The organism is Wolbachia endosymbiont of Cantharis cryptica (genome assembly GCF_964277405.1).
GTDB lineage: Bacteria > Pseudomonadota > Alphaproteobacteria > Rickettsiales > Anaplasmataceae > Wolbachia.
In genome coordinates this window covers 1215105-1237930 of sequence record NZ_OZ195521.1, presented here as the reverse complement: position 1 = coordinate 1237930, position 22826 = coordinate 1215105, and the positions used below count along the sequence as shown (strand labels likewise).

Genomic DNA, 22826 nt, shown 5'->3' with positions numbered 1-22826 from the left:
TAGCGATTAAAAGCGGCTGAATCTCGCTTGTCAGGGGTTTAAAACATAAAAAACGCCAGTACTTTAAAGCGGAAAATAATCACAGGGTTCCTTTTGCCTTTTTTTCGCTTGGTAAATTTCTTAAATATTTATAGCTAACATGAACTGGGCAGCGCGTAACTTCTCATACTAACAGGATCCAGCGTCACACGCTGGCATAGGGCTACTTGGATGACACCCTTGTGTTCTATAGCTAACACAGGTAAGATTTACTATCGAAAGACCTCGTCATCCCGCTACATGTTAGCGGGATCTATGCTAGATACTGTGGCGGTATGACGGTGTAGTATAATGTCGATCAACTTCAGTTACTTTAGCTACAAATGATTAAGATGAAGTTATCATATATTTATATACTTACAAATAAAACTAATAGCACACTATATATTGGTGTGACTGCAAATTTGATTAAGAGGATTTGAGAACACAAAAACAAAGTTGTTCCAGGTTTTACATCAAGATATAATGTAAATAAACTTGTATATTTTAAAGAATTTGAAGATATAAGTTTAGCTATTGCAAAAGAAAAGCGCCTAAAAGAGCGGCCAAGGCAGTGGAAAATTAATTTGATCAATCAAAAGAATCCTAGCTGGGTTGATTTATATTACTCAGCTTTAGGGTAGGAACGGTATCTATGCTGAGATCCCGCTAACAAGTAGCGGGATGACGAATTTGTTGTTTTTCAAATTGTAGGGAAACCTAAATTATTTAGCTATAGGTTTATAGTATATTGCCACTGTCTTTGCAATTTTATCATGAAGAAACTGCTTGCGTCGGTCAAATATTGCACATATGAAAATTATTAGTATCATGATTATAGAGATTTCACCTGGTAAATGTTCAAGCCACCATTCATAGATATACTTAAATTTCTTTCCTGTGATTAGTATAGATAAGTTAATAACTTCAAACGAGACATATCTAATTATTGCTTGCACTAGAGTAATATTTTCAAGTGTATTTGCATCTTTTATATTAATACCGCATGACAATTGTCCTGGAGTACCACCAAATCTTCTTATCATGAATACTCCGAATACTATCGATAGTAAAAAAGATAAGCAAATACGTATAATTGATAATTTAGATCCAGCAATGTGAAAAATCATTCCTACAGGAATCAAACAGACTAAAGAAATTCCCTTAATAATAAGACTATCAATAATATTTGCTATGATGCGTCTAGTTATTCCAACATAGTTTAAATTTAAGTGACATTCTTCAGGTTTATAGTCTATCACTACTGTTTTTGCAATTTTATCGTGAAAGAACTGCTTGCGTTTATCAAATACTGCAAATATTAAAACCAAGATTGGTAAAATTAAAAACCACTCAGAAATATGGAGAAGTATAAACAAAAGCGCCTTGTAAGTACTTCTTATTGCTACTTGCATTAAAGTAACATTTTTAAATGAGTTTGTATCTTTTATACATATACCAAATAGTAACTTTCCTGGGGTCCAACCAAGTCTTGTTATCATTAATACTTCTAATACTATATATACTAAATCTTCCAATAATATATTTAATAATAATACATCTAAGTTTTTCAATATTTCATATCGTTCTGATATAAGGTAAATATCAGTAGACTTCTTTCAAAATTGATAAAAGACAAAGAATTAGTATAAAATCGTATATTTAAAATGTATGAGATATGAACAAATAGAGAAACTGGAGGGAGAGAAATTTAGGCGCTTAACAGGGATAAAGCAGATAACTTTCAATAAGATGGTGGAAATTTTAGATGAAGAAGATAGACGAAAAAAAGCAAAGAGTGGGCGTAAAAGCAAGCTTTGTATAGAAGATAGGTTACTTATGGCATTAGAATATATGAGAGAATACCGAACATATTTTCATATAAGCCAAAGTTATGGAAAGTACAACTTATAAAATAATAAGGTGGATTGAAGGTACGTTGGTAAAACATCCAGATTCTGCATTGCCAGGGCGAAAAGAGCTCTTAAAAAGTGAGATGGAGTATGAAGTTTTGGTGATTGATGCCACGGAAACACCAATCGAACGTCCAAAAAAAAGCAAAAACACTTTTATTCAGGAAAAAACACACTCTAAAAACGTAGTTAATAACGGGAAAAGAAAGTAAAAAAATTATTTGCACATCTTTTTCGAACGGTAGAAGACATGCTTTTTAAGGAGTCAAAGGTGCGGATATTAGCAGATCCTAGCCGATGCAGGTTACAGAGGGATGCAAAAAATTCATGCAAATGTTGCATTGCCGCACAGAAAAACGAAAAAGAATCCAATAACGAAAGAAAAAAAGGAAGAAAATCAGGAGCTTGCGAGCCAAAGAGTGGTGGTTGAAAATGTGATTGGTTTACTCAAAAGGTTTAAAATTATTGCAGATCGTTATTGAAATAGACGTAAACGTTTTGGTTTAAGGTTCAATTTAATTGCTGGAATTTACAATTTTGAGCTTCCTAAGTGAATTTTGAAAGAAGTCTAGTGTCATCAGGAAAGAAATAATTAAAAACTTTGATAGGGAGTTCTCCTGGTAATATTAATAAAATTAATAAAAAAAATGATGAACAACAGGATAGGAATATCATTTGGTCAACTACATATGCTGCAACACGTTTAGTAATTGTCGCGTAGCTTACTTTAACACTCGCTTCAGTATCCATACACCCCTATTTTCATAATGTCATCATATAATATAAAATACGTTGTTAAATAACCGTAAATTGTAGAGAAGTTAGTTTTCAGGTTTATAGTCTATCACTAACGTGTTTGCAATTTTGTCATGTAAAGCTTGTTTGTGTTCGTCATCTACTGCACATACTAAAACTAGGACTAGTGTAGCTAAGAATAAAATAGGATTACAAAGTGATATGCAATAAATTATAAAAAGAGCAAAGGTCCTTTTTATTGCTTGTATTAGAGTGATCTGCTCAAGTGTATCTTTGTCTCTTACACGCATGCCAAATAATAAGTGCCCCGGAGTGCCGCCAAATTTCACTAGCATGAATATATGAAATATGCACGGTATCATTAAAAATAAAGAAAATACAATCGTGGTGATTACAATTATTGCACCCATGATCCCTTGTATTGCGTGTGTGAGTGAGAAGCCCATTGTCATTAAAACAAACGGTATTACAATAAGTAAAATACAATCAACTATGAATGCTAGAATACGTTTTGTCATTGTTGAATAGTTTACTTTTTTATCCATGTATTACCTATAAAGAAAAATATCAACTAGGTTTATAATCTATTACTACTGTTTTTGCAATTTTGTCATTGAGGAACTGTTTATGCTTATCAAATGCTGCGAACAATATAATTGGGATCGGTAAAATTATGAATAGACTAGAAATATTAAATATTGCATAAAAAATTATAAAATATAACACTCCAAAAGTTCCTGTTCTGATTATTGTTTGTGTTATAGTGATTTTTTCAAGTGTATTTTTGTCTTTTATACGCATGCGAAGTAACAATTGTCCCGGAGTTCCGCCAAATTCTATTATCGTAAATGCATAAAATGCTAATGCCAATATAAGTGTTATTGCATTAATAATTGTTGCATTGTCTAAAATTATTTTAACCGCGTTGGGTGTTAGGGAAAGTAAAATAGATCCAATTACAAGCCCAATTAAGAACGTTATTGCATATAGTAAAATATAATCAAATGCAAATGCAAAAATGCGTCTTGTCATTGTTGAATAGTTTACTTTTTTATCCATGTATTACCTATAAAGAAAAATATCAACTAGGTTTATAGTCTATTGCTACTGTCTTTGCAATTTTGTCGTAGAAAAGCTGCTTACGTCTATCGAATATTGCAGATATAAAAATTAACATTATAACTATGAATGTTAAGGTTAATAAGGCTTCAGACTCGGAAGTATGCTTATTATAAAATTCTTCTAGAATAAAATACATAATTCGATACAAATATGCTAAAAGCTTCAAATAAAACGTACCTGACTGTTGCTTGCACCAAAGTAATATTTTCAAGTGTATTTGCATCTTTTATATGAATACCGCATAATAGTTGTCCTGGAGTACCGCTAAATCTTCATAAATACTCCAAATGTTATTGATAGCAGAAAAAATAAGCATGTGGTTAATAGCTCAGCCCTAGTAGGGTCAAAAGTCATTTCTATAAAAGAGAAAAAGGCTAAGGAAATTCCAATAATAATAAAATGATCTATAATGTATGCTACTGCACGCCTAGTTATTCCCACATAGTTTAAATTTAAGTGATGTTTTTCAGGTTTATAATCAATTACTACTGTTTTTACAATTTTATCATAAAAAGTCTGCTTACGTTGATCAAATATTACAAATATTAAAACTAAAATTGGTAGAATATAGAACCAGTCAGAAATATAGAGAGGTACAAACAAAAGCGCCTTGAGAGAGCTTCTTATTACTACTTGCATAAAAGCAATATTTTTAAGTGTGTTTGAATCTTTTATGTATATACCAAATAGCAATTTTCCTAGAGTACCACCAAGTTTTGTTATCATTAATGTTTCTAGTACTATAAACAGTAATGTTCCTAATACTTCCTCTTGAATTGACGTAGAGATTGTAGCAGTGTCAGAAAAGATATAGTTAAAAAATTCAGCAAAGGGTTTATCTGATGACATGAATAAAATGAATAAGCAAAGGGCTAGAAATATTATTGTATCGACTACATATGCTGCAACACGTTTAGTAATTTCTGCATAGCTTACTTTAACATTCGCTTCAGTATCCATGCTTCCACCTGTATTTCATAACTTTACTAACTAATATAAAAGTATTTTATTACATAATCGTAAGTATACTAATTTGGATAATATTGACCCACTCTATTATTTGAATTAACATTAAATTATTTATAGTTAGGGAAGTTATGTCAACACCAATCACAGTTGCATATGGCGACGGTATCGGGCCAGAAATTATGGAAGCGGTGCTGTCGATATTGCGTGAAGCAGAAGCGAAAGTTTCATTAGATATTATTGAAATAGGGGAGCGTGTTTATAGTAAGGAATGGTCTCACGGAATTTCTCCAAGTGGTTGGGAATCAATTGAAAGAACAAAAATATTATTAAAATCTCCAACAACAACTCCACAAGGTAAAGGACACAAAAGCTTAAACGTTGCACTGAGAAAGAATCTAGGGTTATATGCAAATATCAGGCCATGCATTTCATATCATCCTGTGATAGAAAATAAATTCGATAAGTTTGATATCGTAGTGATACGTGAAAATGAAGAGGACGTTTACACGGGAATAGAGTATAGACTGACTGGTGACTCTTACCAATGCACTAAAATTATCACTAGATCTGGTTCAGAGAAGATATGCAGATACGCTTTTGAATACGCAAAAAAACATAATAGAAAGAAAGTAACTTGCCTGACTAAAGATAACATAATGAAAATGACCGACGGCACTTTCCATGCAGCGTTTGATCGTATTGCAAAGGACTATCCTGATATAAAGGCAGAGCATTATATAGTTGATATTGGTATGGCACGTGTTGCTACGGAGCCCGAGAATTTTGATGTTATAGTAACTGAGAACTTGTATGGCGATATATTATCAGATATTGTGGCGCAAACCTCTGGGTCTGTAGGGCTTGCTGGAAGTAGCAACATTGGCAACGAATATGCAATGTTTGAAGCGGTTCATGGTTCTGCTCCTGATATTGCAGGGAAAAATATAGCTAATCCTTCAGGTCTTTTAAATGCTGCAGTGCATATGCTAATTTACATAGGTCAAGCAAATACTGCAAAACTGGTTTACGATGCGTGGCTCAAGACTTTGGAGGATGGAATACACACTGCTGATTTATATAAGGAGAAAAAGAGTAAACAGAAAGTTGGTACCAAAGAATTTGCAGAAGCTGTTATAGATAATCTAGGAAAGAAACCTGCTGAGCTTATAATCAGCAATGGTTCAGATAGTAAAGTGAATAGAGTTCAAGACAATTACGAACAGGATTATAAGATAAAAAAACTGGTTGGTAGTGATATAACGCTTGCTTGGGACAAATCCAGCAATTTTGATCAAATAGTAGGATTATTTGAATCGAGTAATCCACAAATGATAGCAATATACTCAAAAGGACTTGCAATTTGGCCAGGGAATTCAAAACCTTCAAGCGACCAAATAACCTGTAGATTTATCGCGAATAATGAAAAGAAGACTATTACAAATAGTAATGTAAATAACTTGCTAATCAAACTTGAAGAACACAATTTTGATGTGGTGAGAATGGATAAGTTGTATTTATATGATGGGAAAGAGGGGTTTTTTTCTTAACATTTAAGAAAAATTAAATGGACTCAAAAAAAGTAGAATTGATATTTGAAAAATTTCAGCAATCAAACCCTATACCAAAAATAGAGCTAGATTACACCAATCATTTTACGTTGCTGGTTGCGATAGTTTTATCAGCACGGACAACTGATGTAAGCGTTAACAAAATTACAAGAGAACTATTTAATATCGCTGATACGCCAGAAAAGATGCTGAGTTTTGGGCAAAGTGAGCTAAAAAAACATATAAGCAGTATTGGTTTGTATAATTCCAAAGCAAAAAATATAATCGGGCTTAGTAAAATATTGGTAGAACGATACGACAGCAAAGTGCCTACCGGTTTTGATGACTTGGTGTCTTTACCAGGAGTTGGAAGAAAAAGCGCTAATGTGTTCTTAAATTCAGGGCTTGGTATTCCAACATTGGCAGTTGATACTCATGTTTTTAGAGTTAGCAACAGAGTTGGGCTTGTGAAAGAAAAAGATGTGTTTAAAACAGAGCAATCTCTTTTAAATGTAGTGCCAAAAAAATACCTACTTTATGCTCATCATTGGCTAGTTCTGCATGGTAGATATATTTGCAAAGCGCAAAAACCTTCGTGTGAAACGTGCATAATTCATGATTTGTGTGAGTTTGAATGCAAAAGGTATAAAGTCTAGTATTTCTTCTTTTGTTATCCAAGTGGCTCACAGAAACGAAAAAGATTACTTGACAAACTCCGCCAGTCCTCTTACTATGATAACAAGGGTATTTCTGACTCAAAACTTGTTTTTGACCTGCAGGCTCAATGACAAAATTCAGTAAAAAACTCAGGGTATTTTTTGGCGGATTACATAAAATTATGGCGGCTGCATGTCTTTTAAATTTTTTCTACATTCAGCCAAATCGCGCTTATACTAAGCGTCAGCACATTATTACAGCGCCAGTTTAAAGTATTATAGGGTCAAAACTCGCATCACGGGGTTTCTTTGCCTTTTTTTTTATTTGGTAAATTTCTTAAATATTTATGGCTAATATGAACTGGGTAGTGCTTGACACTGGGATCCAGTTTTTCGTATAATTTTGTCAAAATCTATTGTGCTAGCAAGTTCACTAGCTTCACGCGCTGGTCTGTTAGACATTTACGTGTAGGGTGAAGAAATTTTGAAAAAGACATACCAAATATGAAAGGCCTATATATTAAAACTTACGGCTGTCAGATGAACGTTTATGACTCCGTTTTAATGGAAAATATAATTAAACCTCTGGGATTTAATGTTGTTAGCGACGCAGAAGAGGCTGACTTAGTCATACTCAATACCTGCCACATTAGAGAAAAAGCAGCAGAAAAGCTTTATTCAGAGCTCGGAAAGATTCATTCAGCACAAAAGAAGAAAGAAATCACCATAGTGGTGGCTGGGTGTGTGGCGCAAGCAGAGGGGGAAGAGGTATTCAGAAGGGCTCCATTTGTGGATATTGTTGTTGGCCCACAGAGCATCGCTGCTTTACCAGAACTGATAGTCAAAGCAAGTAGAAGTAAAGGCCATGTAATAAATACTGATTTTCCGGAAGTTGCAAAGTTTGATAAATTGCCAGATGAATGTTACGGCAATAGCCAAGGGTCTTCTGCATTTCTTTCCATACAAGAGGGTTGTGATAAGTTTTGTACATTTTGTGTAGTGCCCTATACTCGCGGAGCTGAATATTCACGACCAGCAAATGAAATATTCCGTGAAGCATTGAAATTAGTTGCAAATGGGGCAAAGGAAATCACTTTGCTTGGTCAGAATGTCAATGCTTATCATGGAGAATGCGAAGGGGAAGTTTGGGATTTAGGAAAATTAATTAGTCATATTGCTAAAATTGAAAAATTAGAGAGAATTCGCTATACAACTTCTCATCCAAGAGATATGCACGAATCTCTCTACTTTGACTATGCATGTTGATACTCCTATAAAAAATTTATATTGTTGAATTTGCCATTTTTAAAATCCATCAGAATTTTAATAGTTTCTGGTTTATCCTCAAATAAATATTTGCCCTTGGCTTTACTATCATCTTTTCGCATTTTAATTTTGCCACTATTAATTCTATGGTAGAGCCAATTCCTAGAAACTTTGAGGATCTTTGCAACTTGTGTAACAGTAAGGTAGCCAGGTGCAAGAAGATATGGTTGATGTCTTTTTCGAAAAATATTATTTTTTAATCGAATACTTTCGACTGTACTTCTTAAAACAACATTTTTCTTTGGAGAGCGATATCCTTGTTTTTCTAAGTACTTGGCAATTTCTATATCTGATTTACCCTACTTACTTAATTTTATTATAAGCTGTTCCATTTCTGTTGCTGTGGTTAATTCATAAAAGGATTTTACTGGAGTAGGAACATGAAAAGTAGTAGTTTCTCCACCATGCCATACAATACGTATTTGTAAGCAATCGCGTTTGATTCGGTGTGCTACTACCTTATCAATTATGCAACGAAGAAAGGATTTTTGCTGTTGACTTGACAGAACTGACTTATTCCAAATTTCAGGCAATTTCTTACCTATATCTAAAAATACTGTTTTCAGTTCTTCAGATAACTGAGGAGCAGGTTTGCTTGGACATTGACGTTCAAAAGTAATTTCCGCTTGCTTGAGTTCATTTAATGCTTGTTCCCAACGTCTTTCAAGTTCTGCAGCTACAAGACGATTATCAGGATCAACTTGATTAAATTGTCGTTCTGCCAACTTAGCTTGGTAGCTCAGACGTTCTAATTGTTGCAAATGTACTTTATTAAGCGCTTGTTCAGATTGTGACTGTGAATCAATAGCATTAGTATAAGCATCTAATTCGATTTGACTAAGTGCTGCAAAAAATTTAGAAACCACTGCACAATCGATAATATCAGTTAGTAAACGCTGACATACAGGTTCATGATATTTTCGTTGCAGGTAATTACACATATAATAGTTTCTTTCTTTATATCGCATTGTCATTTTGTATCCACATTCTCCACAATAGATTATTCCCTGCAATAATGCTTCTCCTGATCTAGCTATACCACGCGTGCTATTATATTTATACTTTGCATAATTGTCTTTTAGTATCATCTGAATTTTTATAAAGCTTTCCCAATCTATATAAGCTGGATATTTATCTTTTATTAAAACTTTCCATTCTTCCATTGGTATGCGTTTTGTTGTTTTTTCAGCAGAGAATATTTTATGACTTCTAGTACGACCATAAACAAATGCTCCAGCATAAGCTGGATTTTTAAGTATCGAGAGAATTTTTCCACGTGTTGGTTTTTTCCATTGCAGCTCTTTAAATGTGTCATATCTAGGAATAGTAAGTTGATGGTCATTAAAATGCTTTAGAATTTTTGATGCTGCTCGTTTCTCTAGAAAAGTCTCAAAAATAAGCTTAATACGATGCTGAACTTCAAGATTAGGATCCTTATGTACTGAGTCGTCTAGGTAACGAACAAGGCCAACTGGAAGAGACAAGGCTAAATCACCTCGTGCTGCTTTATTCAATAATCCAGCATTTAGTCGAGCTCTTATAGTAGATAATTCCATTTCAGCAAGTTGCCCTTTTAGACCCAGTAACAACCGACCATTAATGCTACCAGGATCATAGATACCATCCCGATCAGCTATTAAACACTGTTTATAGCCACATATATCCAGTAACGGATACCAATCAGAGCAATTCCGTGATAAACGGGTTACATCATAAGAGAGTATGATTCCTACTTTTCCTAAAGTGACTTTAGTAACAAGTTCTTTAAATCCTTCACGCTTTTCAACACTAGCACCAGTTATACCAAGATCAGTGTCAATTATAATAATACTATCAGCTTTCCAGCCAAGATCAATTGCCCTTTGTTTCAGCGCATACTGCAACTCTAGACTTTCTTGATTGCTTAATATTTGATGATGTGTTGATTGTCTGATGTAAATTATTGCTTCGCGTGCTAAATGTTGTGCTGTGATTAGCTCTGATGTACTCATGGATAACCTCTTTGGATACTAATAATATATTTTCTAAAACTTCTGACTTAAAACGTTGCGGCATTTTCTGCCACACTTGACATGGTTTACATGGCATAATTTATACTCCTTTGCTATAGAAACAAACTCGTATAATGAAGTCCATGTTAACTTGCTGGTGAGAAAATCTTGCTTACTAGCTAAGTTAGTAGAAAAAAATGGAATATGTAGAGTGATGTTATCACGATAAATAACAGATACATTACCACCTTTGTAGGCTGTTGAACTGAAAGATGATACGGGAAAAGTTTTGCCAAACAGTGGATGTGTTGGATCTGTAACTGTAATTTCTTTGGCTACTTGATTGTTGAAGGGGGTATTAAGGTGATTGATCGTTGGCACATGCACAAGAGCCAAAACTCATGCCATTTGTTCACCTGCCTGTGCAGTCAGGTTCGAATAAAATATTGCGCGCGATGAACAGAAAGCACACTGCAGAGGAGTATTTAGAAATAATAGACAGATTTTGCAAGTTGAAACCTGAAATCGAATTTTCCTCTGATTTTATTGTTGGTTTTCCTGGGGAAACCGAAAAAGACTTTGAAGAAACTATGAAATTGGTGGAAAAAGTAAAATATGCTCAGGCTTATAGTTTTAAATACAGCCCAAGACCAGGTACGCCAGGAGCGGAAAGAAAAGATCAAGTGCCAGAAGAAGTTAAAACAGAGCGCCTTCTTCGTTTGCAGAAATTAATTAGTAAGCAACAACTTGAGTTTAACCAGAGTATGGTAGGCAAAACTATACCTGTTCTATTTAGCGATAAAAAAGGCAAGCATCAAGACCAAATTATTGGTAAAAGCCCATATATGCAATCAGTATGTATTAATGACCCTGAAGGTAAATACAGAGATAGAATAGTAAATGTGAAAGTATTGGAAGCTCGGCAGAATAGTTTGTTGGGATGTACTGCCTAATAGGGCTGTTTTTCAATTAAGAAAAAGTGCTTCTATGTTGTTGTACAGAAGCACTTTGCGTAGTTTATTTCAAGTTTATCAACTATAGCTAAAGTAACTTAGGTTTACCGGTGATTTGTCATTCCGCTACTCGTTAGCGGCTGAGATACCGCGGCGGTATGACGTAAGGAGACCTCTAGCTATACCTATTATTTTTAACACTATAGAAATTGCAATTCTGCTTTGTTCCAGTATATGAAGCTTGATATAAGAGACTGCTAGGACTATTAGTTGCTCCTGATCCCCATTTATAATATATCTTCTCAATCTTTCCAGAATTATTGTATAGGTAAGAGCAGGATTCCCAAATTGAACTACTACTTTTATCAGTGCTTTTGTTAGCGTTGTGGAATTTCTGATGAGGCCAACTTTTACTTTTAGGCATAATTAACTCCTTAAATTTAAATAAGTATACTTAATATATCAGTATATTATATAATAGTGTCAACATCTATTAATAAATCAATGTTTATGGAGATAGAATTTACACTCTTTTTGAATTTGTAATTTTTCAGAAAGCCCTATATTCTTTAGTTTTACATAGCGAACATGAAGTCAAAGCATTATCCTGATACAACCAGTGGTCCTGATTTTTCATCGTTGGAAAAGGAAGTCATAAAATTTTGGCAGGAAAATAAAGTTTTTGAGCGGTCAGTTGAAGAACGTTCTAAGGATAATTATTTTGTCTTTTATGATGGACCTCCGTTTGCAAATGGACTTCCACATTATGGGCATTTACTTACTGGTTTCATAAAGGATGCGTTTGCGAGACATCAAACTATGCTTCAAAAAAGGGTTGAACGTAGATTTGGCTGGGATTGCCATGGATTACCGGCTGAGATGGGTGCTGAGAAAGAGCTTGGCATATCTGGCAGAACTGAGATAGAGAAGTTTGGTATCGATAAGTTTAACAATCATTGCCGTACTTCTGTGATGAAATTTGCTTCAGAGTGGGAAAAGTATGTAAATAGACAAGCAAGGTGGGTAGATTTTCATAATGACTACAAGACCATGGATAAATCATTTATGGAATCGGTCATGTGGGCATTTAAACAGCTTTATGATAAAGGTCTAGTGTATAAATCAGTACGCGTTGTTCCATATAGCTGGGCATGCGAAACTCCATTATCCAATTTCGAAACAAGGCTTGATAACGCTTATAGAGAAAAGGCTAGTAAAGCTGTAACTGTTGCATTTGAACTTTTAGAAAATCCAAAACAATTTAAAGATAAAGAACAAAAATGTAAATTACTTGCTTGGACTACAACTCCATGGACGCTGCCTAGCAACCTGGCTTTGGCGATAGGGAGAGATATTGAGTATTGTGCAGTATTAGCCAATGGTGAAATCCACATTTTTGCTGAAAGCTACTTAGAGAAATTTATCAGCTACTCTGAACAAAACAATATTCCATATGAAAACTGCAATATAAAACTTAAAGCGGATGATCTTGAATACCTTTCTTATAAACCACTGTTTGATTACTTTAAAGATACAAAAAATGCATTTCGTGTTTTCGTTGCCGATTACGTTACAGAAGAAGATGGTACTGGTGTTGTACACACTGCTCCTGGATTTGGTGAAGAAGATTTTTGCCTTTGCCAAATCCATAATATTCCTGCCATTTGTCCAATTGATAACAGTGGCAAATTTACTGCTGAAGTTTCAGATTTAGTAAGTGTTCATGTTTTTGATGCTGATGATATGGTAATAAGGAAGTTGAAAGAGCAGGGAAGTTGGTTCAAAACTGAGCAGTATATTCACAATTATCCGCACTGCTGGAGAACTGATATCCCTTTAATCTACCGCACTATGCCTTCTTGGTATGTTGCTGTTACAAAATTCAAAGACAGAATGACAGAGCTGAACAAAAAAGTTAACTGGATGCCAAATCATATAAGAGATGGTCAGTTTGGAAAATGGCTTGAAGGGGCACGTGATTGGTCAATTTCACGTAATCGATTCTGGGGCACACCAATACCAGTGTGGCAATCAGATGACTCAAGATATCCAAGAGTGGATGTATATGGTTCAATAGCGGAGTTAGAAAAAGATTTTAACGTTAAAGTGGATGATTTGCACAGACCATTTATCGATACTGTAACAAGACCAAATCCTGATGACCCAACTGGAAAATCAGTTATGCGTCGTGTGCCTGACGTATTTGACTGTTGGTTTGAGTCTGGTTCGATGCCATTTGCGCAAGTCCACTATCCATTTGAAAATAAAGAGTGGTTTGAAAACAATTTTCCTGCGGATTTTATCACTGAATACATAGCGCAAACTCGAGGGTGGTTTTATACGCTCTTTGTATTGTCCACTGCTTTATTTGACAGTGAACCATTTAAGAACTGTATATGCCACGGTGTAGTTCTCGATATAAAAGGGCAAAAATTATCCAAACGTTTGAATAATTATGCAGATCCAATGGAAGTTTTTGATAAACACGGTTCTGATGCGCTGCGTTTTCTCATGCTTTCTGGATCTATTGTTTGTGGTGGTAATTTGCTACTTGATAAAGAGGGAAATTCAATAAGAGATGTGCTGAGAAACGTAATAAAACCTATTTGGAACAGTTATCACTTTTTTACTATGTATGCAAATGCGGATGGAATTAGAGCTGAGGTTTGCAAGGATTATCAAAGCACTATTGATCGCTATATGATTTCCAAATGTTTTGAAGCTATAGAAAGTATTCAAGTTTCTATGAACAACTATAATTCCCAAGAGGCTTGCAAAGTTCTGATAGATTTTTTTGAAGTGCTAAATAATTGGTATATTCGTCGCAGTCGTGAGCGTTTTTGGAAAAGTGATTTGGATCAGGATAAAATTGACGCTTATAATGTACTATATACAGTTTTTTATTACATACTCAGAGTTGCAGCTCCTTTATTGCCACTTATAACGGAGACTATATGGCAAGGGCTTAAATATAAAGAATCATCAGTTCATTTGGCTGATTTTCCACAATTAGAGAAGTTTGATAGTGAACTCATTGCCAAGATGGATTTGGTGAGAGAGGTGTGCAATGCTGCACTCTCTATCAGGAACACTTTCAATATACGTATCAGGCAGCCACTTGGCAGTATGACAATTTATCATCAGCCTTCCTGTAGTTTTCTTGAAGATGAATATCAAGAGATGATAAAAAATGAGGTAAATGTAAAAAAACTAGAATTAGTGAGCAAGCTTGAAGATATTGCATCACTAGAGTTAAAACTAAACTTTCCTGTGCTTGGAAAAAGAGTTCCGGATAAGATCAAGAAACTAGTTCAATATGTCAAAGAGGGAAAATGGAAACAGATTGAAAATGAACAGATATTTTTAGGAGAAAACTACATCATAAAAGAAGGTGAATATGAACTATTATTAAAAGCAAACAGTGAATTTTCCTCTGTATTTGATAACAACAAAGGGGTTGTTGTCCTAAACACTGAACTAAATAATGAATTAATTCTAGAAGGGCTTGCAAGAGATGTCGTGAGGCTCATTCAGGAAACCAGAAAACAAGCTGATTTTCATATATCCGATAGAATTAAAGTAATAATCAAAACAGAAGATGAGAAGATTAAAGAAGCGTTGAATACGTGGAGTGAGTACATAAAAGAGCAGACTCTTGCCTTATCTTTAGAAATTAATACAGAAATTGAAACTAACTTTTATTCTAAAGAATACCAGGATTTAATTGTTGGTATTCAGTTAGATTGTTAATAGTTGAAAATTGTCAGTATGTATGCTATACTTAAGGTACTGAAGCTAAAGTTATGGTATGCATATTTCTGTTGCAAATTTAGAAGGTGATTTAGGTGACTGAAGAGACTGTTGCTACTTTAGAGAAAAAAAAACCTGTTTCCAGTTTGGAAGAAAAGAAGAAATTGTTAGCTAGTTTTGACATTCCACTAAGTATATTTCATTATAAAGGTGATGGCTCTGACAAAGGTTATGGCCCTGACTTGTTTACTTCCTGGTATAATGTATCAAGTGAAATATTTAAAGAGATAAACCGAGCTTGCCCGGAAAAACGGGTATTGAATTTAGCTCTATCAGTTTTAATGTTTCCTTATATAGTTTTTACCGCGTTAGGACTAGTCATATATAATAAGTTTAAAACAAATAATAAAACACAAATCAGTTCAGAAGAGAATAAAACAAAAAAGAGTGAAGTAAGCGAAAGTATACCAAAAAGATTGGCGTATGGTGTTCTTGCTGCAATAGTGATTCTTGTGAGTATACCTATACTTCTACTCTTGCTTATTCCTGCAACACCTGCCTTAGCTACTTTTTATCTTTTAAATAGGAAATTATCTCATTCTTTGATTGCTGTCATTAAAATAAGTAATGGGTTATATCAGAATGAACACCAGAGTATTGAGGTGTCTTTTCGTGTAAGGGATGCTGGTGAGTCAGATATTAGGTGTGTTGTGAAAATTAAGTTCCCACCACAATTTGAACAGTTACTTAACGATTTGTGCAAAAATGGTAGTTGGTTTGATGTTACACGAGATGCAGAACATAATACCATACTGAAGCTGTCAGCTAATATCCACTTAAAAAAGGGTCTCGTGCCTTTGCGTGATGAGATCAGGAGTGTGCTTGCAACTTCAATTCAAGGATTCGCGAAAACTATGGAAGAGCTGATAAAGCTAGAAAAGAAAGATATTACATACGATAAGCTGAAGGAGTTGTTGAACGAATTCAGACTGGAAGTGGTGAATAGTGTAGGTCCTAAGTTGACGAGTCACTTAATACAAAATGCTTATCAAGTTGCCTTTATACAAGCAATCAAAATTGCACAAGAAAGAAGAAAAGATGATTTCTCATTAGAAGACGCGCTAAAAGATATATTCGTGAAACAAGAATTGGAGAGCCAAGGTAAAGAATTGCCAAGTGAAGAAAAAATGATAAAAAAAGATCTAAAAAAAGCAGGAGCAAAAGTACCGGATGACTTGGACGATAGTGGGTTTCCTGTGTTTAAAGCAGAATGGGAACGGCTTAAAGAAAAAAGGAAGATAGCTAAGAGAACAATAATTGATGTTTATAATGATATATATCCTAGAGAAACAGTGGAAGCTTTACGTAAAGCTGAAGAGATGATAAAAGAGTTAAAAAGAATGGGAGAAGAAAGGTATGGAAAGATACATGAAGAATTAAAAGAAGTACATAAAAATAGAAAGAATAGTAACCTGAAAGATAATGCCTTAAAAAGGAAATTAGAAGATCTTTTTAAATTTGAGTATGATGATCAAGAGGTTGAGCGCAGGCTGATAAAATCAGTAATGAAAAAAGCTCAAGGTGAGTTAAGTCAATCAGGTGTACTGGATAAGGAAAGATTAAGCCTAATAAAACAGCTTGAAGATTTAAAAAAGGAGATAAAAATTCCTTTGAGTGAGGAAAATTTAAAAGAAGCTTCAGATAAAGTGAATGACTTTATAGCAAAGATGTATTTAGAAATAACGAAATGTAAAATGCAAAGTTTGTTTAAAGGCCAAGCAAAGGGTATAGAGGATTCATGTGAGTTATTAAAGGAAGAGGCACCAGATCTAGTGAAAGAGATTAATTCACATCGAATGAGAATTGAAAAATACTTGGAAAGACCTGAACAACCTATACTGTTAAGAAAAATAATAGAAGGAAATAAGGATTTAAATAAATACTTAAAAGATGAGCAAAATAGCAAGGGAAAAGAACATCCAAATACAAAGTTAATAGAGATGCACTTAGAAAATAACCAAGAAATTCTAAAAGCATTAGGACAATTAGAATCAGAAAGAGAGAGATTATTGATAAATGGAGAAACAAAGAATGGTTACAAAGAAAAACTAATGTCTTGCATAAAAATAAAATTTGCAATCATAGGAGATAAGTTACTGGCAGAATTAAAGCGTGGAACTTTTGATGGAGAGGCAATCAAGAAATTATTAGAAAAAGCAGAGCTTGTATACTGTTTAGCAGAAAAATGCATCAAATATCCTGTGATTAAAACAAAAGATAATATCAAACATTTTTGTCAAGGTTTATTATCTCCTTTGATAGACAGGTTGGTGAACCTTATAATAAATAATGTACCAAAAGATAATGAGAGTGGTTTGTGGAAGGTTTGGAATTCTCTTAAAGTTGGTTTTAATTATAATGTGATTGGATGGTCAGCTACCGTAAACAAAGATAATAGCACAGAAGGAAAAGCGTTAAATTTGGCACATGACACTTATGAGAAAGTAGGGACATTTTTTCAACATTTCCAGTCAAGTTATGAAGAAGTCGGGGCTTTTTTGAGAGAATTATTTTCTGATAATGGAGAAACATTTAAGAAGGATATATGGCCTCATATAATGAAGCATTTGTATGAAATGTGGTATGGATTTTTTAAGGATATTGAATTCACGCTAATCAGCGGAGATAAAAACGTCTGTAAAGAAACGGAAGGGACAGTAAGCACTCAATTGGATGGGTCTACAGTACAGGAACATAATAATTCTGTTGGCGAGCTCTGCCCAACAGCAGCGTAATACACTATTTTGCTAAGTAATTATAAATAGCTGTAATAATATCACTACTATCACAGCCTGTTTGAGCAAGCTCAGCATTTCCACCACAATTCCTCCCAGTTACGGTAGATACCAGCTCTTTTGCACTGATCTTATCAGCTAAGTCTTTGCTTACTTTTGTAATCAAGACGACTGTTTTATCTTTTTCTGTTGCCGTGAAAGCTATTACCGTTTTTGGTTTTTGTTGCTGCAAAACAAACTCTCTTATTATGCTTGCTGGAATATCAGTAAAAGCGTGGCTTACAAAATTTATTCCACTTATTTCAGTGCTTTTTATGTTCTCTGCGCTTACGAGCTTTTTATAAAGGTTTTTTATTTTGGCTTCGGATTCTTTGCGCTCTTGATTTAAAATACTTAGTCGGCTTATTATTTCATTTACTGGCGCTTTTACGAATTCTGCAACTTTTTTTAAGTTGATTTCATTATCATGTACATAATTAATTGCTTCTTGACCGGTTAAAGCTTCAATTCTTCTTGCTCCAAATGCAACAGAACATTCTGTTACTATCTTAAACAAACCAATTTCTCCAGTGTGTTCCACATGCGTGCCGCCACATAATTCTTTTGAATCTCCAATATTTACAACTCTGACCTGATCACCATATTTTTCACCGAACAACGCCATAGCTCCTTCGTCTATTGCCTGGTTCATGCTCTGAATTTTTGTGGACGTGGAAAGATTTTCTCTGATTAGAGAGTTTACCGTATCTTCTATTGAAAATAGCTGATCCTGAGTAACTTGGGTGTTGTGACTGAAGTCAAATCTCAGTCTATCTGGTGCAACTAGGGAGCCTTTTTGAGTGACGTGATCACCCAAGATTTTTCTCAGTGCAAAGTGCAGAAGATGTGTAGCTGAATGGTTTTTTCTTAAGTTTTGTCTTCTTTCCTTGTTGATGCTTGCTATAACTGTGTCACCTTTACAAATTGAGCCAGATTTAACTATGCATCTGTGCAAATATAGGTCATTAATTTTATTAGTATTTTCCACTGTAACTATACTTCCAGTAATGTAATCTGTTGTCATTCCAGTGCGTGACGCTCCAGTGTCAGCTACTTGGATGACAGAAAGCTCTCCAGTATCCCCCACCTGTCCACCGGACTCGCCATAAAAAGGTGTTTTATCTAGTATGATAGTTACCTTCTCTTCTTCTTTTGCAGAGTCAATAACCTCATTTTTAGGGGAAATTATGGCTAGTACTTTTGCATCCTTTACCTCATTAAACTCGTAACCAACGAATTCTGTTTTGCCAAATTTATCGATCAAATCAAACCATACTTGCTCAACGGATTTTTCACCAGATCCGGTCCATTTAGCACGCGCTCTCTCTTTCTGATCTTCCATTGCATCATCAAAACCTTTTTGGTCAAAATTTATTTTTCTCTCTTTTAAGATATCAAGTGTAATATCCAAAGGAAATCCATAGGTGTCATATAGCTTAAACGCCGATTCTCCAGGCAGAGTATCACCTGGTTTTAAATCTGCAGTGAATTTTTCCAAGAGATTGATACCTTTCATCAAAGTATCTTTAAAGTTTTCTTCCTCTGATTTTAACGTCGTTTCTATTAAGCTTTTAGCTCTGATTAACTCGTGGTAAACATCTCCCATATAAGCTGAACTCGTGCTATCTATCAACACTGGAAAAATGCTGTAAAGTAGAGAGTTATTATATCCAAGCAGGTGGATATAGCGCGCGGCTCTCCTGATTAATCTGCGCAGTACGTAATTTCTGCCTTCATTTCCAGGAAGTATCCCTTCTGCAATTAGAAATGCGGCTGCACGAAGATGGTCTGCGATGATTTTATGAGCTACTTTGTTTTCCGTGTTTCTACAGTGCTCTTGTGATTTACTTATCAGAGCAGAAAATAGATCAATATCATAATTATCGTGAACGTTTTGCATCACAGCAGCTATTCTCTCAAGGCCCATTCCAGTATCGATGCATTTTTTTGGCAATTTGTGCAAATTACCTTCTTCATCTTTATTAAATTCCATGAATACCAGATTCCAGATTTCAACAATTCTGTCATCATCTTGTAGATTAGTATTTGCATGATCATAAAAAATTTCAGAACATGGACCACATGGGCCAGTGTTGCCCATGCTCCAAAAATTGTCATCTGTTGCAATTCTTATGATTTTGTTATCAGAAAAACCACTCACCTTGCGCCAAATCTCATATGCTTCATCATCAGTATGGTAGACGGTTATGGATAATCTGTTTTTATCAAGAGAAAGTTCTTCAGTAATAAATTTCCACGCGAGTTCTATCGCAGTTTCTTTGAAATAATCACCAAAGCTAAAATTTCCAAGCATTTCAAAAAATGTGTGATGCCGAGTTGTATAGCCGACGTTTTCAAGATCGTTGTGTTTACCACCTGCTCTTAGACACTTTTGACTTGAGACAGCACGTTTCATTTCAGTTTTTTGTGCACCGGTAAAGATGTTTTTAAACTGCACCATGCCAGCATTTGTAAACATGAGTGTTGGGTCATGCTCTGGAATCAAAGGAGAAGAAGGAACCTGCTCGTGATCGTTACTTACAAAAAATTTTATAAATCTTTCTCTGATTTCACTTAACTTCATTATCTTTATTGAGATTATTTATGAATAATAAGCTGAATGAAAATAAAATCAATTTATCGATCCAAATATTAATATATGTATTATTTAGTATAATAAAAATAATTCTTACATAAAAATTTTAATAAAAAGCTGTAGTCTTAAACGATTTATCCACTCAGGAGGGTGTCATCCCAGTGCCCAGACACTGGAATCCAGAAAACTTAACTTTAAATAAGTGGCTGCATCCAGATTCCAGCGTCACGCGCTGGAACCCCTACGTCATACCGCCGCGGTATCTCTAGATCCCGCTAACAAGAAGCGGTTGTCGTTTAGCTATAAAATTTAAGAAAATATTTAAGAAACTTACCAATCTAAAAAAAAGGCAAAAGAAGCCCTAGTCACTGTCTATTTTCTGTATTGGCGTTTTTTTAGTCTTAAACGCTGCAATTTAGCGACTTTTAAACTGCAACAGACCCTTAGCTTAAATGCTAAGAAATTTTCTAAGCAGAAAAAAGGCAAGAGAAATCCCGTGTTAGATAGTACTTACTCTCTAATCCTGCAAATTGGCGTACTATACTGTCTTAAACGCTTTATAAGCGCGTTTCAGCTTATATAGGTAAAAACCTAGACAATGTTGTGAAGACATACGGTGCACATAGTGCAAAAAATTAAAAATAAGACGCCAACTACGTTATACTCCTTCGTTTAATCTGCACAGATGAAGATAACTGAATACCTTCAGTACCATGATAAGAGGGCTGGCGGAGTTTGTCAAGGAGTTTTTTCGTTTAATTCGGTTCTATGAGCTACCTGAAACCACAATGTTCGTACAATTGTTGTGGCATGATGTTGAGGGGGCTTATTTTAATTAACCATAGATTAAAAAATTAAGATAAAAAATATAAAAACATGAGTTTTGTTTTGACTTTTTGTGTTAATTTTGCAGAATATTAAGATTATCATTTGAATCAAATACATGGCAAAAGAGGATTGGGAAGCGGTAATTGGGCTTGAGGTGCACGCTCAAGTTTCTTCTAAGGCAAAGCTGTTTTCTAGCTCATCAACGGAGTTTGGTGCTGAACATAACACTCAAGTTTCTTTAGTTGATGCGGCAATGCCAGGTACACTGCCAATACTAAACTACTACTCTATAGAGCAGGCGATACGCACCGGTCTTGCGTTATCTGCAGAAATTAACAAGAGCTCTTACTTTGACCGGAAAAATTATTTTTATCCTGATTTACCGCAAGGTTACCAGATAACACAGTTTTTTGAGCCAATAGTTAAAAATGGTAAAGTATTTATCAATGATAATAAAAAAGAAATAAGAATCGCAAGAATTCATTTAGAGCAAGACGCGGGAAAGAGTATTCACAATGAGAGCAAAACGTATGTAGATTTAAACCGTGCAGGGGTTGCTTTAATGGAGATTGTTTCAGAGCCAGACCTCAGATCATCTGAGGAAGCTGCAGAATTCATGAAAAAATTGAGGCAGATTTTGCGTTACATTGGCTCATGTGATGGTGATATGGAGAAGGGGTCACTTCGTTGTGATGCAAATGTCTCTGTTCGTCTAAAAGGCAGCAGCACGCTTGGCACTCGCTGCGAGATAAAAAATCTAAATTCAATACGTTATATTATGCAAGCTATAGATTATGAAATACAAAGGCAAATTGAAATTTTAGAAAATGGAGGAGAAATAAGTCAAGATACCTTATTATTTGACGCTGTTTTAGGAAAAACAAAAGTAATGCGAAACAAAGAAGATGCAAGTGACTACAGATATTTCCCTGAACCTGATTTACTGCCTGTTGAGATAAGCCAGGACAAAATCGATTCTATTAAATCATCTTTACCTGAGTTGCCAGAGCAAAAAAAGCTGCGATACATTGAAAAATTAGGTATCAACGAATACGATGCGGACGTTATTACTTCCGATAAAGCAACCGCTGATTATTTTGAAGAGTTAATAAAAAAACATGATCCAAAGATCGCCGTTACCTGGTTAACTGTAGAGCTTTTTGGCCGTTTGAGTAAAGCAGGTATTGATATTGTGAGCTCTCCAATCAAAGCAAATGCCTTGTCCGAGCTCTTGGATTTTATCGTTGATGGAACGATTTCTGCTAAGCTTGGCAAACAGGTTTTTGATATTATGTTTGAAACTGGCAAATCTGCAGCTTCGATTATAGAAGAACAAGATCTGAAGCAGATCACTGATAAGGATCAAATATCTGAAATTATTAACAAAATTATTGGGACTCACCAAGATAAAATTCAGGAGTACAAAAGCGGTAAAATAAGGCTTTATGGGTTTTTTGTTGGTGAAGTAATGAAACTCACAAAGGGAAAAGCCAATCCTGATATAGTAAATTCAATCCTGAATGAAAAATTAAGTAACTAGTCACGTCTTTTTGTTTACATAACAGCA

Annotated in this window: 15 protein-coding genes and 4 pseudogenes; 9 read left to right on the top strand and 10 right to left on the bottom strand. The window is 34.7% G+C overall.

Annotation, left to right across the window (positions count from 1 at the left end; all coding sequences use genetic code 11):
• Positions 1–371: 371 nt before the first annotated feature.
• Positions 372–662, top strand: a pseudogene (locus tag ACICP6_RS06100) (GIY-YIG nuclease family protein).
• An 81-nt stretch (positions 663–743) separates the two neighbouring features.
• Here ACICP6_RS06100 and ACICP6_RS06095 read toward each other — a convergent pair.
• Positions 744–1592 (bottom strand): RDD family protein, encoded by an 849-nt coding sequence (locus ACICP6_RS06095; RefSeq protein ID WP_395463013.1) that lies wholly within the window; start codon positions 1590–1592, stop codon positions 744–746.
• A 97-nt stretch (positions 1593–1689) separates the two neighbouring features.
• Between ACICP6_RS06095 and ACICP6_RS06090 the strand changes: the two are divergent.
• A pseudogene (locus ACICP6_RS06090) lies at positions 1690–2485 on the top strand (IS5 family transposase).
• On the opposite strand, the gene ACICP6_RS06085 reads toward ACICP6_RS06090, so the two are convergent.
• The 4 genes from ACICP6_RS06085 to ACICP6_RS06070 form a co-directional block, all read right to left on the bottom strand.
• Positions 2478–2681, bottom strand: a complete 204-nt coding sequence (locus tag ACICP6_RS06085) for a hypothetical protein (protein ID WP_395463012.1) — start codon at positions 2679–2681, stop codon at positions 2478–2480. The pseudogene ACICP6_RS06090 and the gene ACICP6_RS06085 overlap by 8 nt on opposite strands.
• A 71-nt stretch (positions 2682–2752) precedes the next feature.
• Positions 2753–3232 carry an RDD family protein gene (locus ACICP6_RS06080; protein WP_395463011.1) on the bottom strand — a complete coding sequence of 160 codons (480 nt, stop codon included), beginning with the start codon at positions 3230–3232 and terminating at the stop codon, positions 2753–2755.
• Positions 3233–3254: 22 nt separating this feature from the next.
• Complete coding sequence (locus tag ACICP6_RS06075; RefSeq protein ID WP_395463010.1) at positions 3255–3746, bottom strand: RDD family protein; 492 nt, start codon at positions 3744–3746, stop codon at positions 3255–3257.
• A 327-nt stretch (positions 3747–4073) separates the two neighbouring features.
• The gene (locus tag ACICP6_RS06070) at positions 4074–4769 is read right to left on the bottom strand and encodes an RDD family protein (protein ID WP_395463009.1); all 696 of its coding nucleotides are present in this window, start codon (positions 4767–4769) and stop codon (positions 4074–4076) included.
• 137 nt (positions 4770–4906) lie between these two features.
• Here ACICP6_RS06070 and icd point away from each other — a divergent pair, with 137 nt between their 5' ends.
• The 3 genes and pseudogenes from icd to ACICP6_RS06055 all read left to right on the top strand — a co-directional run.
• Complete coding sequence (gene icd / locus ACICP6_RS06065; RefSeq protein WP_395463008.1) at positions 4907–6325, top strand: isocitrate dehydrogenase; 1419 nt, start codon at positions 4907–4909, stop codon at positions 6323–6325.
• A 17-nt stretch (positions 6326–6342) separates the two neighbouring features.
• Entirely contained in the window at positions 6343–6981 is a 639-nt protein-coding gene (gene nth, locus ACICP6_RS06060) for an endonuclease III (RefSeq protein ID WP_395463007.1), read from the top strand.
• Positions 6982–7485: 504 nt separating this feature from the next.
• Positions 7486–8229 (top strand): annotated as a pseudogene (locus ACICP6_RS06055) (MiaB/RimO family radical SAM methylthiotransferase); the annotation flags it as partial.
• Between the two features lie 23 nt (positions 8230–8252).
• Here the strand turns inward: ACICP6_RS06055 and ACICP6_RS06050 are convergent.
• From ACICP6_RS06050 to ACICP6_RS06040, 3 genes are all read right to left on the bottom strand, one after another.
• Complete coding sequence (locus ACICP6_RS06050) at positions 8253–8426, bottom strand: hypothetical protein (RefSeq protein WP_395463668.1); 174 nt, start codon at positions 8424–8426, stop codon at positions 8253–8255.
• A 180-nt stretch (positions 8427–8606) separates the two neighbouring features.
• Entirely contained in the window at positions 8607–10298 is a 1692-nt protein-coding gene (locus tag ACICP6_RS06045; RefSeq protein ID WP_395462683.1) for a recombinase family protein, read from the bottom strand.
• 33 nt (positions 10299–10331) lie between these two features.
• Entirely contained in the window at positions 10332–10694 is a 363-nt protein-coding gene (locus tag ACICP6_RS06040) for a hypothetical protein (RefSeq protein WP_395463006.1), read from the bottom strand.
• Between ACICP6_RS06040 and ACICP6_RS06035 the strand changes: the two are divergent.
• Positions 10676–11251, top strand: a pseudogene (locus ACICP6_RS06035) (radical SAM protein); the annotation flags it as partial. The gene ACICP6_RS06040 and the pseudogene ACICP6_RS06035 overlap by 19 nt on opposite strands.
• 175 nt (positions 11252–11426) lie before the next feature.
• Here the strand turns inward: ACICP6_RS06035 and ACICP6_RS06030 are convergent.
• Positions 11427–11675, bottom strand: a complete 249-nt coding sequence (locus ACICP6_RS06030; protein WP_395463005.1) for a hypothetical protein — start codon at positions 11673–11675, stop codon at positions 11427–11429.
• Between the two features lie 164 nt (positions 11676–11839).
• On the opposite strand from ACICP6_RS06030, the gene ileS reads away from it, so the two are divergent.
• Positions 11840–15001: an isoleucine--tRNA ligase gene (gene ileS / locus ACICP6_RS06025; protein ID WP_395463004.1), complete on the top strand. Its 3162-nt coding sequence runs from the start codon at positions 11840–11842 to the stop codon at positions 14999–15001.
• 95 nt (positions 15002–15096) lie between these two features.
• Positions 15097–17796: a hypothetical protein gene (locus tag ACICP6_RS06020; RefSeq protein ID WP_395463003.1), complete on the top strand. Its 2700-nt coding sequence runs from the start codon at positions 15097–15099 to the stop codon at positions 17794–17796.
• 4 nt (positions 17797–17800) lie between these two features.
• Here ACICP6_RS06020 and alaS read toward each other — a convergent pair whose 3' ends face one another.
• Positions 17801–20419: an alanine--tRNA ligase gene (gene alaS / locus ACICP6_RS06015; protein WP_395463002.1), complete on the bottom strand. Its 2619-nt coding sequence runs from the start codon at positions 20417–20419 to the stop codon at positions 17801–17803.
• Positions 20420–21374: 955 nt separating this feature from the next.
• Between alaS and gatB the strand changes: the two genes are divergently transcribed.
• Complete coding sequence (gene gatB, locus ACICP6_RS06010) at positions 21375–22799, top strand: Asp-tRNA(Asn)/Glu-tRNA(Gln) amidotransferase subunit GatB (RefSeq protein WP_395463001.1); 1425 nt, start codon at positions 21375–21377, stop codon at positions 22797–22799.
• Positions 22800–22826: the final 27 nt, after the last annotated feature.

Coding starts and splice junctions, on each gene's coding strand:
- ACICP6_RS06085 (WP_395463012.1), bottom strand. CDS start 2,681: ATGGATACTGAAGCGAGTGTTAAAGTAAGCTACGCGACAATTACTAAA.
- ACICP6_RS06080 (WP_395463011.1), bottom strand. CDS start 3,232: ATGGATAAAAAAGTAAACTATTCAACAATGACAAAACGTATTCTAGCA.
- ACICP6_RS06075 (WP_395463010.1), bottom strand. CDS start 3,746: ATGGATAAAAAAGTAAACTATTCAACAATGACAAGACGCATTTTTGCA.
- ACICP6_RS06070 (WP_395463009.1), bottom strand. CDS start 4,769: ATGGATACTGAAGCGAATGTTAAAGTAAGCTATGCAGAAATTACTAAA.
- icd (WP_395463008.1), top strand. CDS start 4,907: ATGTCAACACCAATCACAGTTGCATATGGCGACGGTATCGGGCCAGAA.
- nth (WP_395463007.1), top strand. CDS start 6,343: ATGGACTCAAAAAAAGTAGAATTGATATTTGAAAAATTTCAGCAATCA.
- ACICP6_RS06045 (WP_395462683.1), bottom strand. CDS start 10,298: ATGAGTACATCAGAGCTAATCACAGCACAACATTTAGCACGCGAAGCA.
- ACICP6_RS06030 (WP_395463005.1), bottom strand. CDS start 11,675: ATGCCTAAAAGTAAAAGTTGGCCTCATCAGAAATTCCACAACGCTAAC.
- ileS (WP_395463004.1), top strand. CDS start 11,840: ATGAAGTCAAAGCATTATCCTGATACAACCAGTGGTCCTGATTTTTCA.
- alaS (WP_395463002.1), bottom strand. CDS start 20,419: ATGAAGTTAAGTGAAATCAGAGAAAGATTTATAAAATTTTTTGTAAGT.
- gatB (WP_395463001.1), top strand. CDS start 21,375: ATGGCAAAAGAGGATTGGGAAGCGGTAATTGGGCTTGAGGTGCACGCT.